The organism is Niveispirillum sp. KHB5.9 (genome assembly GCF_048066115.1).
Classification (GTDB): domain Bacteria; phylum Pseudomonadota; class Alphaproteobacteria; order Azospirillales; family Azospirillaceae; genus Niveispirillum.
Genome location: NZ_JBLTYX010000004.1, coordinates 88,638 through 102,121, shown reverse-complemented (window position 1 = coordinate 102,121; position 13,484 = coordinate 88,638). Strand labels below are relative to the sequence as shown.

Below are 13,484 nucleotides of genomic sequence, written 5' to 3'. Positions count from 1 at the left end.
GGAACAGGAGATGCGTGCCCGCGTGCTGCATCAGGATGAACGGGTGATCATCCTGGACAAGCCGCATGGGCTGCTGGTCCATTCCGTGGGCGATGGGGATGTGGACCTGGAACAGTATCTGCACTTTGTCCAGGGCGACCGGCTGCACCCGCCGCGCCTTGCCCACCGGTTGGACAGGGACACGGCCGGCTGTCTGGTCCTGGCCCGTGATACCGAGGCCGCGGCCCGGCTGGGCGCCATGTTCGTCGACGGGCGGGTGCGGAAGACCTATTGGGCGGTCGTGCAGGGCGGCCCCAAGGCGGATGAGGGGTTGATCGACCTGCCCCTGCACAAGGTCTGGGTGCCCGGCGGGTCGAAGATGGTGCTGGATGCGGTCGGCAAGCCGGCCCTGACCCGCTGGAAGCGGTTGGCCGGCGCCAATGGCCTGTCGCTGCTGGAACTCTATCCCCGCACCGGCCGCATGCATCAGCTGCGCGCCCATTGCGCCTATATGGGCATGCCGATTCTGGGCGATAAGATTTACGGCGCGGAGAAGCCGCCGAAGGTGCCGCTGCACCTGCTGGCCCGCTCGGTCCGATTCCCCGGCCTGGATGGCTCGGGGGCGGAGGTCAGTGCCACCGCCTGCGAGCCGCCGCACATGGCGGCGACATTGGCGTCGATGGGGCTGTCGCCCGATCAGTTGTCGTAGTCGGGGATGTCCGGCATCTGGTCCACGGCGGGCTGCCCGTCGCGGATCCAGCCATCGCGGCGCTGGCGGTAGAGCGAGCGCATCGAGGCGTAATAGTCGAAGCTGTTGCGCTTCACGTCGTCCAGCGCCTCGATATATTCGGCGCGGGTATCCAGGGCCAGCAGGCCGGCACGGGTGTAGTTCGCCCATTCCCGGTCGGTATTGCTGGCATAGTTGGACACCGGGTCGGCGAAATATTCGCCCACGGTGCCCGTGGCATCGCGCAGCGAGGAGGGGCCCAGCAGCGGCAGCACCAGATAGGGCCCTTCCGGGATGCCCCAGATGGCCAGGGTCTGGTCCAGGCTCTCATACTCGTACGGAATGCCGTTGTCGGCGGCCACGTCGATCAGGCCAGCCAAACCCACCGTGCTGTTGATCAGGAAGCGCTTCAGCACGTTGCCCGCCCCGTCCCAGTCGCCCTGCAGAAGCTGGTTGGTCAGGTCCAGCGGCGAGCGCAGGTTGCGCAGCGCGTTGCGGATGCCCTTCTGTGCCGGGGTGGGCAGCACGGTGCGATAGACCTTGGCCGCCGGCCGGATCAGCACGACGTCCAGCCCCTCGTTCACCCAGAAGATGGCACGGTTCACCGGCTCCAGCGGATCATTCACATCCTCGCCCGGGATCTGGGCCACCTGGTCGTCGGTGAAGCCGGAATGGTCCACATTCAGCGCCGGGGCGGGAGCCTCTTGTGAGGCGGCCGGCAGGACAGCGACGGACAGGGCCAGCAGAGTCGCCATCGCCGTGCGGCGCAGCAAGGGGGCGGTGGACGGGCGGGACATGCGGGGAAGCCTCGGCAATCTGTCAAACGGGCGGAACATGCGGTGCGAACCTTGTTCATTTAGGCCGCAACGCGGTGCAACAAAGTGATCACAGTCACAGTTAACGCCGCCATTGCCAACGTTGCATTTCGTCTATCCCCGTATGCATGGCCTATGCGGCCGGGATACATGCTGCTAAATGGGCAGGCATACGCATTTAAGACAGTTCGACCCTTCGTGATAGCCAAGCCCCCCCGTTCCGCCATTACCACCTGGTTCCGCGACGACCGCCTGCGCAAGCTGTTCGGCAATGCCGGCATCCTGCTGGGCGGCAAGACGGTCAATGCCATCGCCGGCCTGGCGGGCCTGGCCATCGCCGCCCGCGCCCTAGGCGTGGAACAGTTCGGCATCCTGGTGCTGATCCATACCTTCACCCAGACCATCGGGGAGATCGCCAAGTTCCAGAGCTGGCAAGCTGTGCTGCGCTATGGCACCCCGGCCCTGAACGAGGGGCGGATCGGCGATTTCCAGCGCCTGCTGCGATTCACCGCCCATCTGGACGGGTGGAGTGCGCTGGCCGGCACCTTCCTGTCGGTGGCGGTGGCCTGGGCGCTGGGGCCGTCCTTCGACTGGCCGCCCGACCTGATGCCGGCGGCGCTGATCTATGTGACGTCGGTGCTGTTCATGGTGCAGGCCACGCCCACGGGCATTCTGCGCCTGATCGACCGGTTCGATATCCTGTCGGTGCAAAGCACGCTGGGCGCCATCATCCGCATGGTGGGTGGCGGCATTGCCTGGGCCGTGGGCGGGGGCATCGTCGCCTTCCTGGTGGCCTGGTACGTCGCCACCGCCATCGCCGGCATCTATCTGATCGCCAAGGGCTGGGCGGAGTTGAAGAAGCGCGGCCTGCTGGATGGGTATAGCTGGCGTGGCGATGGCAAACCCATGACCCATGGATTCGACGGGGTATGGAGCTTCGTCTGGTCCACCAACCTCTCCTCCACCCTGGAACTGGCCTATACCCATATCGGTACGCTGGCCGTGGGCTGGATGCTGGGCCCGCGTGAGGCGGCCCTGTTCCGCATCGCGCGTCAGCTGGGCGAAGCGCTGGCCAAGCCGGCCAAGCTGCTGATCCCCGCGATCTATCCCGAACTGTCGCGGATGATCGAGGCGCGCAATTACAAGGTGATGCGGTCGCTGATCGAACGGTCCGCCCTGCTGGCCGGGGCAGGCGCCATGCTGGCCCTGGTCATCTGCTGGGGCATCGGGGAGATCGGCCTGCGCCTGATCGTGGGTCCGGAATTCGTACCCGCTTACCCGGTGATGATGTGGCTGGTGGCCGCCGCCGTGGTCGGCATCTGGTCCTTCCCGCTGGAACCGGTGATGGTGTCGGCGGGTGAGGCGCACAAGGCGCTGGTCGTGCGGCTATGGACCACGGCCGTCTATATCCCCGTGCTTCTCGCCTCGATCCATTACTTTGGCTTGATCGGCGCCGGCTGGGCCCGCATGTTCTCCGCCGTGCTGGTGCTGGTGGCATTCACCGTGCCCGTGGTGCGCTGGTTCCGGCATCGGCTGGCGGAGGAGCGGAACAGGGCATGAAGATCGGCTTTCTCTATAACAGCCAGAACCACCAGATCCTGCATTCCCTGCCCATGGCGCTGGAACTGTCCATCCTGCGGCCGGACTGGCAGGTGGAGGTGCTGGCGCCATCCCAGGCGCATCTGGACTATGTCGCGCAGTTCGTCGGGCTTTATCCCGGCGCGCGCGTCGCCCTGCGCCTGTTGCGCCAGCCCATGGCCGTCGGCCTGATCCGCCGCTTCCGGCCGATGCCGGTGCCGCCCAAGGTCTGGTCGTTGCTGCATAACCGGGCGTACCTGAACAGTTTCGACGTGCTGGTCATGACCGACAAGACCAGCCTGTGGATGCGTCGTTTCGGCGTCGACCGGCCGAAGCTGATCAATACCGAACATGGTGCCGGCGACCGGGACGTGGCCGTCGATGCGCGTGTCGCCAAATTCGACTTCAACCTGATCCCCAGCCCCAAGATCGCCAACTGGCTGGTGGAGGCGGGATATCTGAAGTCCGACCGCTACGCCGTTTCCGCCTATGCCAAGTTCGACATCGTGCGCCGGCTGCACCGCGACCGGCCACCCCTGTTCGGCAATGGCCGGCCCACCGTGCTGTACAATCCGCATTTCGAGCCGACCCTGTCCTCCTGGCCGCGCTTCGGCATGGCGGTGCTGGATGCCATGGCGCGGCAGGACCGGTTCAATCTGGTCTTCGCCCCGCATATGCGGCTTTTCGACCCGCCGACGCCGCGCCGTCTGGCTGCCTTCGACCGGTTCAAGGATGTGCCGCATATGCGCATCGATCTGGGCAGCGATGCCAGCTGCGACATGACCTATACGCTGGGTGCCGACCTCTATATGGGCGATGTCAGCAGCCAGGTTTACGAATATCTCGTCAATCCAAGGCCATGTGTGTTCCTGAACGCCCATGGGGTGGAATGGCGGGACAGTCCCCGTTACCTGTTCTGGCATTTCGGGCCGGTGCTGGACGATCTGGACGGCTTGCCCGACCGGCTGGCCAACGCCATCGCCCGTCATGGCGAATGGCGCGCGCACCAGGAAAAGGCGTTCGCCGCCAATTTCGACCTGTCCGTCCCCGATCCCGGCCGGCACAATGCGCAGCTGCTGGCCGACTGGCTGTCCAGAGGGATTTAACCCTGGGCAGGGGTGCCCTCGCATCCGCGCCGATTGCCCGAACGGTCACGCTCTGCTATTCAGCCGACTTACACGTGCCCTCCATGCCGAGGGCGCGATGGCTGTCCGTTCGCGCGTTGAACAGCCTTCAAATCTTGTCCGGTTCTCTATTTCGGAACAGTTCGCCATGGCCAGCCCCACCCCTTCCAAGCATGCGCTTGCCTCCCGCCGGGCGGATTTCGCCACGGTGCCGGAAGCCATCGCCTACGCGGCCCGCGGTGAGACCGGCGTGAATTTCTATTCCGGCAAGGGGGAGCTGACCGAGGCGCTGCCTTATGCCCGCATGTATGAACAGGGTATCGATCTGGCCCGTCGCATGCTGGCCAAGGGGCTGGTCAAGGGTGACCGCGTTGCCATCATCGCCGAAAGCGACGGCGACTTCATGCGCGCCTTCACGGCCTGCCAGTTCGCGGGTCTGGTGCCGGCCCCGCTGCCGCTGCCGGCGGCGTTCGGTGGCAAGGATGCCTATATCGACCATATCCGCCGCATGATGCAGGGTGCGTCGGCCTCGGCCGTTGTCTCCCCCGCCGCTCTGGCCGACTGGGTGGCCGCTGCCGCCGATGGTCTGGGCTTGAAGGCCGTGGGCACGCTGTCCGTGTTCGACGATGTCGATGGCGCGGGCGTGGAGCTGCCCACCGTCGGACCAGATGATCTCTGCTATCTCCAGTTCTCGTCCGGTTCCACCCGCTTCCCGCTGGGCGTGGCGGTGACGCAGAAGGCGCTGATGGCGAACGCCTACGCCATCACCCATTATGGCTTGGAGATCACGGCGGCCGACCGCTGCGTGTCCTGGCTGCCGCTCTATCACGATATGGGGCTGGTCGGGTTCCTGCTGACCCCACTGGTCTGCCAGGTTTCCATCGATTATCTGCCGACGCGCGAATTCGCCCGCCGGCCGCTGCTGTGGCTGAACATCATCTCCCGCAATGGCGGCACGCTGTCCTACAGCCCCAGCTTCGGGTACGAGCTGGCGGCGCGCCGGGCGGAGACGGCATCGACGGAAGGCATCGACCTGTCCACCTGGCGCGGGGCCGGCATCGGCGGCGACATGGTGCGCCCGCGCGTGCTGCGCAAATTCGCCGAAACCTTCGCCGCGCGCGGCTTCAAACCCGGTGCCCTGGTCCCGTCCTATGGCATGGCGGAGGCGTCGCTGGCTTTGTCCTTCGCACCGTTGGGCACAGGACTGGTCACCGATCTGGTCGATCTGGACAAGCTGGAGGGTGAGGCCATCGCCGTGCCGCCCGGCCCGGATACGGAGCGGGAGCGCGAATTCGTGCTGAACGGTCCCGTCCTGCCCGGCCACACCCTGGAAGTGCGCGATCCGGACGGCGGGATCCTGGTCGAAAAGCAGGTGGGCCGCATCTTCGCCCGCGGACCGTCGCTGATGCGGGAATATTTCAACCGGCCGGAGGAGACCGAGGCCGTGCTGTCCGCCGATGGCTGGCTGGACACCGGCGACCTGGGTTATCTCTGCGATGGGCAGATCGTCATCACCGGCCGCGCCAAGGACCTGATCCTGGTCAATGGCCGCAATATCTGGCCGCAGGACCTGGAATGGTCGGCCGAACATGCGGTCGAATCCTTGCGGTCGGGTGACGTGGTTTCCTTCTCCGTCGATGGCGATGGCGGGGAACAGGTCATCGTCCTGGTCCAGTGCCGTCCGACCCAGGAGGAGGCGCGGGCAGCGCTCGCCGCCCAGGTACAGGGTGTGCTCCGCGCCGCCCATGGGCTGGAGGTGAAGGTGGTGCTGGTGCCCACCCATTCGCTGCCCCAGACCTCGTCCGGCAAGCTGTCGCGCACCAAGGCCAAGCAGATGCTGCTGGCCGGGGAGTTCGGTGCCAACGCCACCCTGTCCGCCTGACATGGCCATCGCCGCCATCACCGGTGGCACCGGCTTCCTGGGCCGCTATGTCGTGGCGGCGCTGTATCGGGCCGGCTTCCAGGTCCGCATGCTGGTCCGCCAGGACCCGGTGCACCCGCTGCTGGCCGATGTGCGGCCGGAGCTGGTGCCGGGCGACCTGCGGGACGAGGCGGCGCTGGTGCGGCTGGTCACGGGGGCCGATGTCGTCATCCATGCCGCCGGCCTGATCAAGGCGCGCGACCGCGCCGGCTTCTTCGCCGTGAATGAGGGTGGGGCGGCCGCGGTCGGCCGGGCCATGGCCGCGCACGCGCCGCAGGCCAGACTGCTGATCGTGTCCAGCCAGGCCGCGACCCAGCCGCATCTGTCGCATTATGCCGCCAGCAAGCGTGCGGGCGAGGGGGCGGCGATCGCCGCGTATGGCGGGGATGATTGGTGCGTTGCCCGCCCGCCCGCCATTTATGGCCCCTGGGACCGGGAAACCCTGTCGCTGTTCAAGGCAGCGTGCGGTCCCATAGTGCCCGTGCTGGGCGGCCGCGACGCAAGGCTGGCCATGGTGCAGGTGGCCGATGCCTCCGACGCCATCGCCGCCCTGGCTGCGTCGGGCGGGCCGAAACAACAGGAATATGCCCTGTGCGATGGTGTCGCAGGTGGGTACGACTGGGAAACATTGCTGGATTGCGCGGCCAGGGCTGTGGGGCGGCGGGCGATGCGCATGCGGGTGCCGGTGCCGCTGCTGCGCGCCATCGGTCTGGGCGGCAGCATCCAGGCGGCTTTGACGGGCAAACCCGTCATGCTGACCCTGCCGAAGACGCGGGAGATCACCTTTCCGGACTGGTCCGTCGCGTCGCAGCAAATGCCGCCTGAATCGCTGTGGAAACCCCGCATCGGGCTGGAGCAGGGCTTCGCGGATGCGGCAAAATGGTATCGGGAGCATCGCTGGATATAGCAATTTGAACGAAGTTCGCTCCAAACTGTTGCGGAATTGCCCTTTGGTGTGTCATCTGTCACAGGTGCCCGATGGGTTTTGTGGTTTGTTCTTGCATCCTTGAGCGTTGCAATTACCTTACGGGAAAGTGACGCTTTTTAGGACAATGCCGGGGGGCACCGGCATGTTCGCCACTGCAACAACCTTGTACGACTGGATTACCGGGGCGCTTTAATGACTACCGACGTCAACGACATCGTCGAAACCATCATCGCCGCCCTGGTCAAGACCTTGCCAACGCCGGTCACCATCACAACGGAGACCAGCATCACGCGCGATCTCGGCCTGGACAGTCTGGCCGTCATGGATTTCGTGATGGTGCTCGAGGACAAGTTCGACGTCTCGATCCCCATGGAGCGGATCGCGGAGGTCGAAACCATCGGCGACCTGGCCAGGACCATATCGGAACTCCGGGGGCACGCCTGAGACATGACGATCCTTGCCAAGTACACCAAGCTCCGCGAGCATTATCACCGTATCGCCGGTGCCGGCCGTGACCCGTTCACGGTGAAATTCGACAGCATGCTGTCTTCCACGGAAGGCATGCTGAACGGCCGCCGCACGATCCTGCTGGGCACCAACAATTATCTGGGCCTGACCTTCGACCAGAGCTGCATCGACAAGGGTGTCGAAGCGCTGCGGTCGTTCGGCACGGGCACCACCGGTTCGCGCATCGCCAACGGTTCCTACGACGGCCACGCCACGCTGGAGCGTGAGCTGGGGGCTTTCTACGGCCGTGAGCATTGCATGGTCTTCACGACCGGCTATCAGGCGAACCTGGGCATCATCTCCACTCTGGTGGGCAAGGACGATCTGCTGTTCCTGGACAGCGACAGCCATGCCAGCATCTATGACGCCGCCAAGATGACGCCAGCCCAGGTCATCCGTTTCCGTCACAACGACCCGGAAGACCTGAACAAGCGCCTGCGCCGCGTGGCAGATCATCCCGGCAACAAGCTGGTGGTGGTCGAGGGCATCTATTCCATGCTGGGCGACGTGGCCCCGCTGAAGGAATTCGCCCAGGTCAAGCGCGAGAACGGCGTCTACATGCTGGTGGACGAGGCCCATTCCATGGGTGTGCTGGGTGACACCGGCCGTGGTCTGGCTCAGGAAGTCGGCGTTGAGGACGATGTCGATTTCATCGTCGGCACTTTCTCCAAGAGCCTGGGTGCCGTCGGCGGCTTCTGCGTCTCCGACCTGCCGGATTTCGACGTGATGCGGGTCGCCTGCCGCCCCTACATGTTCACGGCCTCGCTGCCCCCGTCGGTCATCGCCACCGCCCTGCAGTCGCTGCGTCGCCTGCAGGAGGAGCCTGGCCTGCGCACCAAGCTGCGCGCCAATTCCGAGCGGCTGTATCACGGCCTGCGCAACCTGGGCTTCCAGGTCGGTCCGGACGTCAACCCGATCGTGGCCGTGTCGCTGCCGTCGATCGAACTGGCGATCACCTTCTGGAACCGTCTGCTGGAAGAGGGGCTGTATCTGAACCTCGCCCTGCCGCCGGCCACGCCGAACAGCCAGTCGCTGCTGCGCACCAGCATCAGTGCCGCCCACACGGCCAAGCAGATCGATACCGCGATCGAGCTGTTTGCCAAGGTGGCCCGTCAGCTGGGCGTGCAGCCGGCCCTGGTGCAGACCGCCGCCGAATAAGGCTGGTTGGTTCATGAATTGAAAAACCCCGTGGGGGCCGGAAGGTTCCCGCGGGGTTTTTGTTTTCTATCGGTCAGGTGATGCCCGCCATAGTGTCGCCAGCCAGTCCTGCCGGGGCCTGGGCAGCCCTTCCGGGCGGCGCCATTCGGCTTCCAGGTGAAAACCTGCTGCCCGTGCCGCGGCCTTCCAGCTTTGCGGCCGGCGGAAGGCAAGGTGGCGACCATCGTCAGCGGTTGCTTCCATGCCGTCGCCCGTCGGGTCGCAGGCATAGAACAGGCCGCCCGGCCGCAACCAACTGCGCAGCCGGCGCAGGATTAAGGGCAGGGCCGGGCTGGGCAGGTGGAAGAATAGGTGATGCGCCCAGATGCCGTCGAAGGTCGCCTCGTTCCAGGGTGGCGATGCCGTGGACAGCAGGTCCAGCACATGGACGGGACAGCCTGTGCGTTCTGCTGCAATGGCGACCAGCGGGACCGCACCGTCAGCACCCATCGCCTGACATCCGGAATCGCGGAACCCGGTCAGGTCGCGTCCCGCACCACAGCCCAGGTCCAGGATCGTGGGGGCGGCTTGCCCGATGGCGGCCAGGAACCGGTCACGGGCGGGTTTGCTGTCATGGTCGGCAAGGATATCGGCGTAATGCGCGGCATGCGCGCTGTAATGGGCGAGAGTGGAGTTTCCCGCCCGGGCCCTCACCGTATCGCCCCCATGCGCCGCAGCTTTAAAAGGATGCCGGGGGCGGACAGGATGGGGTGGCGCCGTTGAAACGGCGTCAGCTCCAGGCGCACGCCGGAATGGCGGTGCAGCTTCCACAGCAGGTAATCCACCCCGCCGGTGAAGGTGAAGGCCGCCTTCACCAGCCGTGCGATGTTCAGCGCCTTGCCGAACCGCCGCCGCCAGCCCCAGGCGGCCAATCCCTGTGCCCGTTCAGCCCGTGACAGCAGCGGGCGGTGCTGGTCGCCAGGCCGATCTTCGAAGGGAATACGCGCCGCCACCCAGGCGGGTGCCAGCAGTGCGGTGTAGCGGTCAGCGGCATGATCGACCAGGCTGACCCCACGAGACGCCTTTTCCACGCGCAGTTCGGCGCTGTAGGTGGCCTTGAACAGGGCTTCCCAATAATCGCGCGCCGTACCCGTCTCCGGGCCCAGCAGGGCCGCCCAGCGCGCCGCCGACGCGATGGCCTGCGCCACCGCATCCAGCGCCTGCTGCCGGGCGGCATCGTCGCGGGCAAACGCCAGTAGCACGGGCTGGGTGAAGCGGGCCCAGATGGTGGTGTCCAGCCGGTCGAACCGTGTGCGGTGAACGAACTGGTCCGCGCCCATCACCGCCACCTTGGCGCGCAGCGTGTGGCCCTGCCAGGGGAGTTCCCAATATTCCACAGTGGGGGGCAGCAGGCTTGTGGCCAGGGCCAGTGGCCGGCTGTCGCGCCAGCGGATCAGATCATCGACCAGCACGTAGAAATCCAGCACCCCTTCCACATCGCCCGAACGCAGATTGGAACCGTAGAACAGCACGGAGGACACAGTGCCGCCGCCATGATCGATCAGCGCCTGTACCATGGCGGCGGCCGGCGGCGGCAGGTCCGTTTCCCATTCGGCGCGAAGGATGTCGGTCAGGCTCACGGCTGCACGAAACTGATGCTGTCATGGGCCGACAGGATGACACGGCCGGCGGGATACGTCTCCCCATCCATGATCAGCGGCCTGGTCAGGCGCAGTTCGATCCGTTCCGCCCCGCCGGAGCGGTAGGCATCGCCGTCGCGCATCGCCGCGCTGGGCCGCCCCGTCATCAGCCGGGGCAGGCTGCCCAGCAGGCCCGGCGGATTGGCCGCGACATCCAGATAGCGCAGCGGCCGGTCACCATGGTTCCAGAAGGGCCACAGGCCCATGATCAGCCGGTTCAAAGTCGTCGCCAGGAACAGGAAGCGGTTGCCATCCCCCACGGCATCGCCATCGACGGCCGCCCCGAAATCCTCCCCCGCCAGCCAACCATGCTGGTCATTGCCGATCAGCGCCCGGCCCAGCACGCCGGCCATGGTCAGCGCGACCGCGATCTCCTGGGTGAAGCCAGCCTTGTGGATGGCGGCGTTGGCCAGATCGGTGCCGCGGGTGAAGGCGCCGGCGCCCATGAACATGCCGCGCACGTCGGTATGCTCGCCATCGGGCCAGTGCAGGGACAGGACGGGGCGGCGGGTCGTACGCCGGCCCAGCGTTTCCTCATGGGCCGCGCGTACCAGCCCCGCCATGCCACGCGCGCCGTAGCCGGTGGTGCCGACATCGGCGGCGATCAGGTTGGTCTTGCCGCCGGCCAAGATGGCGATCTTCGGCGGATTGTCGCCATAAGCATGGGGCAGGGCGGTCAGCACCTCGCGCACCGTGCCGTCGCCGCCATCCACCACCAGCACATCCACGCCACCGGCCACGAAGCCGGCGAGGGCCGCGATCAGCTTTTCCGGTGTGTCGGGCGATGCGACATGCGGACCGAACAGGCGGGCGGCATCGGCCGGCACCGCCCTACCGCCATGGTTGCGATGGCTGAACGGATTACGGATCAGTCCCGGACGCGCCATGATGGATCAGGCGGACAGGTGCGAGACGATGGGACCCTTCTTGGCGGCCTGATGCGCCTGGACGATCTGCGCCATGTGGACGGCGAAGCAGGCCACGATCCAGAAGATCACCAGCGCCATGCCGATATCCGGCCTTCCCAGCAGGGTAGCGATGGTCAGGATCACCAGATTGGGATTGCGCCGGGCGGTAATCAGCCGGAAGAACCCGTCGAACGGCCGCCAGGTGTGCATGTCGATGTTGAACTGCTTGATGAAATAGCCTTCCTGCAGGCGCTGGGAGACATAGCCCACCCAGATGACGATCAGGGCGAAGGCTTCACCACCCGGCATGGCGAATCCCGCTGCCGGCAGGCCCGCGACCCAGGCCCACCACCAGAATGGCGGGTGCACCAGATCGATGCCATGGTCGAAGATGTTGCCCCACTTGCTGCTGGTCAGGGTGACGCGGGCCAGCTTGCCATCCACCGTGTCCAGGAAGGTCATCACCCAGCCGCAGGCCAGGCCCGGCAGGTAGTGGCCAGTCGCGAACAGCCACAGGGCCAGCAGCATCAGCACCGCCCCGATGCCGGTCACCATATTGGGCGTCATGCCGATGACGGCACAGGCCTTGGTGACGTGGCGGGCCGGCAGGGGCCAGACATATTTGGTGATGACGTCGGTGACGCCCTTGTAGCTGCCGGCGAACATGCGCTGTTCGATCCTGGGCAGCGCCTCCGGAGTCAGGCGCAGCAGGAACGGCACCTCCCGCTTGCGCAGGGCGTGATTGTAGGAGGACGAAAGCTCCTCCGGTTCCAGCACGCGCAGCCGGGCCGACAGGCTGTCTGGCACGATTCGGCTGCTGGACAGCATCGCCGCCGCTTCGCTTGCGTCTTCCGCCGCTACATGGGCCGCCACCGGCTCCTTGTTGCGGGCATCGACCAGGATGGTGCCCGGCCGTTTGGCCAGATCGCGCACCAGCACCTCATCGAACACCCAGTCGGTGCGCAGCAGCAGTTGTGCATTGCCGCTGTCCAGCCCGTCCCAGGCCCGCACCTCCTTCACGCCGTTGCGCACGCATTGGCGGCGCAGGCGTTCGGCGGATGTCATGCCCCAGAGGCGGACGGGATTGTCGCCGATGGTTGCGGCCATCGGCATCGGGGTCTCGGTGGTGGAGGTATCGGCGGACAAGGTCTTGAACCATGATCAGATGGGTTTCCTGCCCGTCTTCATACAGCCAGACGCGGCCTTTGCCTATGGGCCGCAGGGCATTGTAGGTTGGCGTCCATGCAGCCCTTCCGCTTCGCCCACCTGTCCGATCCGCACCTGCCGCTGGCCCCCGACCGTCCACGGGGCCTTGAATGGCTGTCGAAACGCACGCTCAGCTACCAGTCCTGGCAGCGCAAGCGCCGCCATGCCCACACGCCCGCCATGCTGGCCGCCATCGTCGCGGACATAAGGTCGCAAGGCGTGGACCATTGGGCCGTGACCGGCGACATCGCCAATATCTCCCTGCCCGGTGAGTTCCGGCGCGGGGCGGAATGGCTGCGGTCGATCGGGCCGGCGGCGGGCGTCAGCTATGTGCCCGGCAACCATGACGCCATGGTGCATGTGCCCTTTGATCAGGGCCTGGGCCTGTGGGCCGGTTACATGACCGGCGACGGCGCGAAGGCGGTTTCCTTCCCCTATCTGCGCCAGCGCGGGCCGGTGGCCTTCATCGGCGCCAATTCCGGGGTGCCCACCGCACCCTTGCTGGCCCAGGGGCATCTGGGGGCCGAACAGATCGAACGATTGGGCGATACGCTGTCCGACACGGGGCGGCGGGGCCTGTTCCGGGTGCTGATGGTGCATCATCCGGTGGCCGATGGTGTCGTATCCAACCGCAAGGGGATGACCGACCGCAAGGCGCTGCGCGCGCTGCTGGCCCGGACGGGGGCGGAGATGCTGCTGCATGGCCATGCCCATCATGCCGACCTGTCGATGATCAAGGGACCGCTGGGCCCAATTCCCAGCCTGACGGCGCCATCGGCCTCGGCCATCGGCTATCGCCACGACATGCCAGCCCGCTGGCATCTTGTGACGGTGGACACAGACGGGCCGGATTGGCACGTGCAGGTGGAGGTGCGCGGGGTCGAACGCCGGGATGCGCCGGTGACGGCGCTGGGCGGCTGGTCCCTGCGGCTGCCGGGCACAGGTGTCGGATGA

13 protein-coding genes are annotated in these 13,484 nt (G+C 66.3%); 8 read left to right on the top strand and 5 right to left on the bottom strand.

What is annotated here, in order from left to right:
* Positions 1-10: 10 nt before the first annotated feature.
* Positions 11-688, top strand: coding sequence for an RluA family pseudouridine synthase (locus tag ACM9HJ_RS09280; protein WP_416571436.1), 678 nt, complete (start codon positions 11-13; stop codon positions 686-688).
* Here ACM9HJ_RS09280 and ACM9HJ_RS09275 read toward each other — a convergent pair.
* A complete protein-coding gene (locus tag ACM9HJ_RS09275; RefSeq protein WP_416571435.1) occupies positions 676-1,503 on the bottom strand; it encodes a VacJ family lipoprotein in 828 nt (275 codons plus the stop codon). The two genes, ACM9HJ_RS09280 and ACM9HJ_RS09275, sit on opposite strands and share 13 nt — an antisense overlap.
* A gap of 216 nt (positions 1,504-1,719) precedes the next feature.
* On the opposite strand from ACM9HJ_RS09275, the gene ACM9HJ_RS09270 reads away from it, so the two are divergent.
* The 6 genes from ACM9HJ_RS09270 (at position 1,720) to spt (ending at position 8,737) form a co-directional block, all read left to right on the top strand.
* Positions 1,720-3,081: a lipopolysaccharide biosynthesis protein gene (locus ACM9HJ_RS09270; RefSeq protein ID WP_416571434.1), complete on the top strand. Its 1,362-nt coding sequence runs from the start codon at positions 1,720-1,722 to the stop codon at positions 3,079-3,081.
* Positions 3,078-4,205, top strand: coding sequence for a hypothetical protein (locus ACM9HJ_RS09265; protein WP_416571433.1), 1,128 nt, complete (start codon positions 3,078-3,080; stop codon positions 4,203-4,205). Before ACM9HJ_RS09270 ends, ACM9HJ_RS09265 begins: the two co-directional genes overlap by 4 nt.
* A 166-nt stretch (positions 4,206-4,371) precedes the next feature.
* A complete protein-coding gene (locus ACM9HJ_RS09260) occupies positions 4,372-6,105 on the top strand; it encodes a fatty acyl-AMP ligase (RefSeq protein WP_416571432.1) in 1,734 nt (577 codons plus the stop codon).
* Position 6,106: 1 nt separating this feature from the next.
* Positions 6,107-7,051 (top strand): NAD-dependent epimerase/dehydratase family protein, encoded by a 945-nt coding sequence (locus ACM9HJ_RS09255; protein WP_416571431.1) that lies wholly within the window; start codon positions 6,107-6,109, stop codon positions 7,049-7,051.
* A 213-nt stretch (positions 7,052-7,264) separates the two neighbouring features.
* Positions 7,265-7,516, top strand: coding sequence for an acyl carrier protein (locus ACM9HJ_RS09250; protein ID WP_416571430.1), 252 nt, complete (start codon positions 7,265-7,267; stop codon positions 7,514-7,516).
* Positions 7,517-7,519: 3 nt separating this feature from the next.
* Positions 7,520-8,737: a serine palmitoyltransferase gene (spt, locus tag ACM9HJ_RS09245; RefSeq protein WP_416571429.1), complete on the top strand. Its 1,218-nt coding sequence runs from the start codon at positions 7,520-7,522 to the stop codon at positions 8,735-8,737.
* A 66-nt stretch (positions 8,738-8,803) separates the two neighbouring features.
* Here spt and ACM9HJ_RS09240 read toward each other — a convergent pair whose 3' ends face one another.
* The 4 genes from ACM9HJ_RS09240 to ACM9HJ_RS09225 are packed head-to-tail and all read right to left on the bottom strand — an operon-like array spanning position 8,804 to position 12,470.
* Positions 8,804-9,430 (bottom strand): class I SAM-dependent methyltransferase, encoded by a 627-nt coding sequence (locus ACM9HJ_RS09240; RefSeq protein ID WP_416571428.1) that lies wholly within the window; start codon positions 9,428-9,430, stop codon positions 8,804-8,806.
* Positions 9,427-10,356, bottom strand: a complete 930-nt coding sequence (locus ACM9HJ_RS09235) for a hypothetical protein (protein WP_416571427.1) — start codon at positions 10,354-10,356, stop codon at positions 9,427-9,429. The genes ACM9HJ_RS09240 and ACM9HJ_RS09235 overlap by 4 nt, the downstream gene beginning before the upstream one ends.
* Positions 10,353-11,303 carry a diacylglycerol kinase family protein gene (locus tag ACM9HJ_RS09230; RefSeq protein ID WP_416571426.1) on the bottom strand — a complete coding sequence of 317 codons (951 nt, stop codon included), beginning with the start codon at positions 11,301-11,303 and terminating at the stop codon, positions 10,353-10,355. The genes ACM9HJ_RS09235 and ACM9HJ_RS09230 overlap by 4 nt, the downstream gene beginning before the upstream one ends.
* 6 nt (positions 11,304-11,309) lie before the next feature.
* The gene (locus ACM9HJ_RS09225; RefSeq protein ID WP_416571425.1) at positions 11,310-12,470 is read right to left on the bottom strand and encodes a CDP-alcohol phosphatidyltransferase family protein; all 1,161 of its coding nucleotides are present in this window, start codon (positions 12,468-12,470) and stop codon (positions 11,310-11,312) included.
* A gap of 96 nt (positions 12,471-12,566) precedes the next feature.
* Here ACM9HJ_RS09225 and ACM9HJ_RS09220 point away from each other — a divergent pair, with 96 nt between their 5' ends.
* Complete coding sequence (locus ACM9HJ_RS09220; protein WP_416571424.1) at positions 12,567-13,484, top strand: metallophosphoesterase family protein; 918 nt, start codon at positions 12,567-12,569, stop codon at positions 13,482-13,484.

Coding starts and splice junctions, on each gene's coding strand:
- spt (WP_416571429.1), top strand. CDS start 7,520: ATGACGATCCTTGCCAAGTACACCAAGCTCCGCGAGCATTATCACCGT.
- ACM9HJ_RS09250 (WP_416571430.1), top strand. CDS start 7,265: ATGACTACCGACGTCAACGACATCGTCGAAACCATCATCGCCGCCCTG.
- ACM9HJ_RS09265 (WP_416571433.1), top strand. CDS start 3,078: ATGAAGATCGGCTTTCTCTATAACAGCCAGAACCACCAGATCCTGCAT.
- ACM9HJ_RS09280 (WP_416571436.1), top strand. CDS start 11: ATGCGTGCCCGCGTGCTGCATCAGGATGAACGGGTGATCATCCTGGAC.
- ACM9HJ_RS09275 (WP_416571435.1), bottom strand. CDS start 1,503: ATGTCCCGCCCGTCCACCGCCCCCTTGCTGCGCCGCACGGCGATGGCG.
- ACM9HJ_RS09260 (WP_416571432.1), top strand. CDS start 4,372: ATGGCCAGCCCCACCCCTTCCAAGCATGCGCTTGCCTCCCGCCGGGCG.
- ACM9HJ_RS09220 (WP_416571424.1), top strand. CDS start 12,567: ATGCAGCCCTTCCGCTTCGCCCACCTGTCCGATCCGCACCTGCCGCTG.
- ACM9HJ_RS09255 (WP_416571431.1), top strand. CDS start 6,107: ATGGCCATCGCCGCCATCACCGGTGGCACCGGCTTCCTGGGCCGCTAT.
- ACM9HJ_RS09230 (WP_416571426.1), bottom strand. CDS start 11,303: ATGGCGCGTCCGGGACTGATCCGTAATCCGTTCAGCCATCGCAACCAT.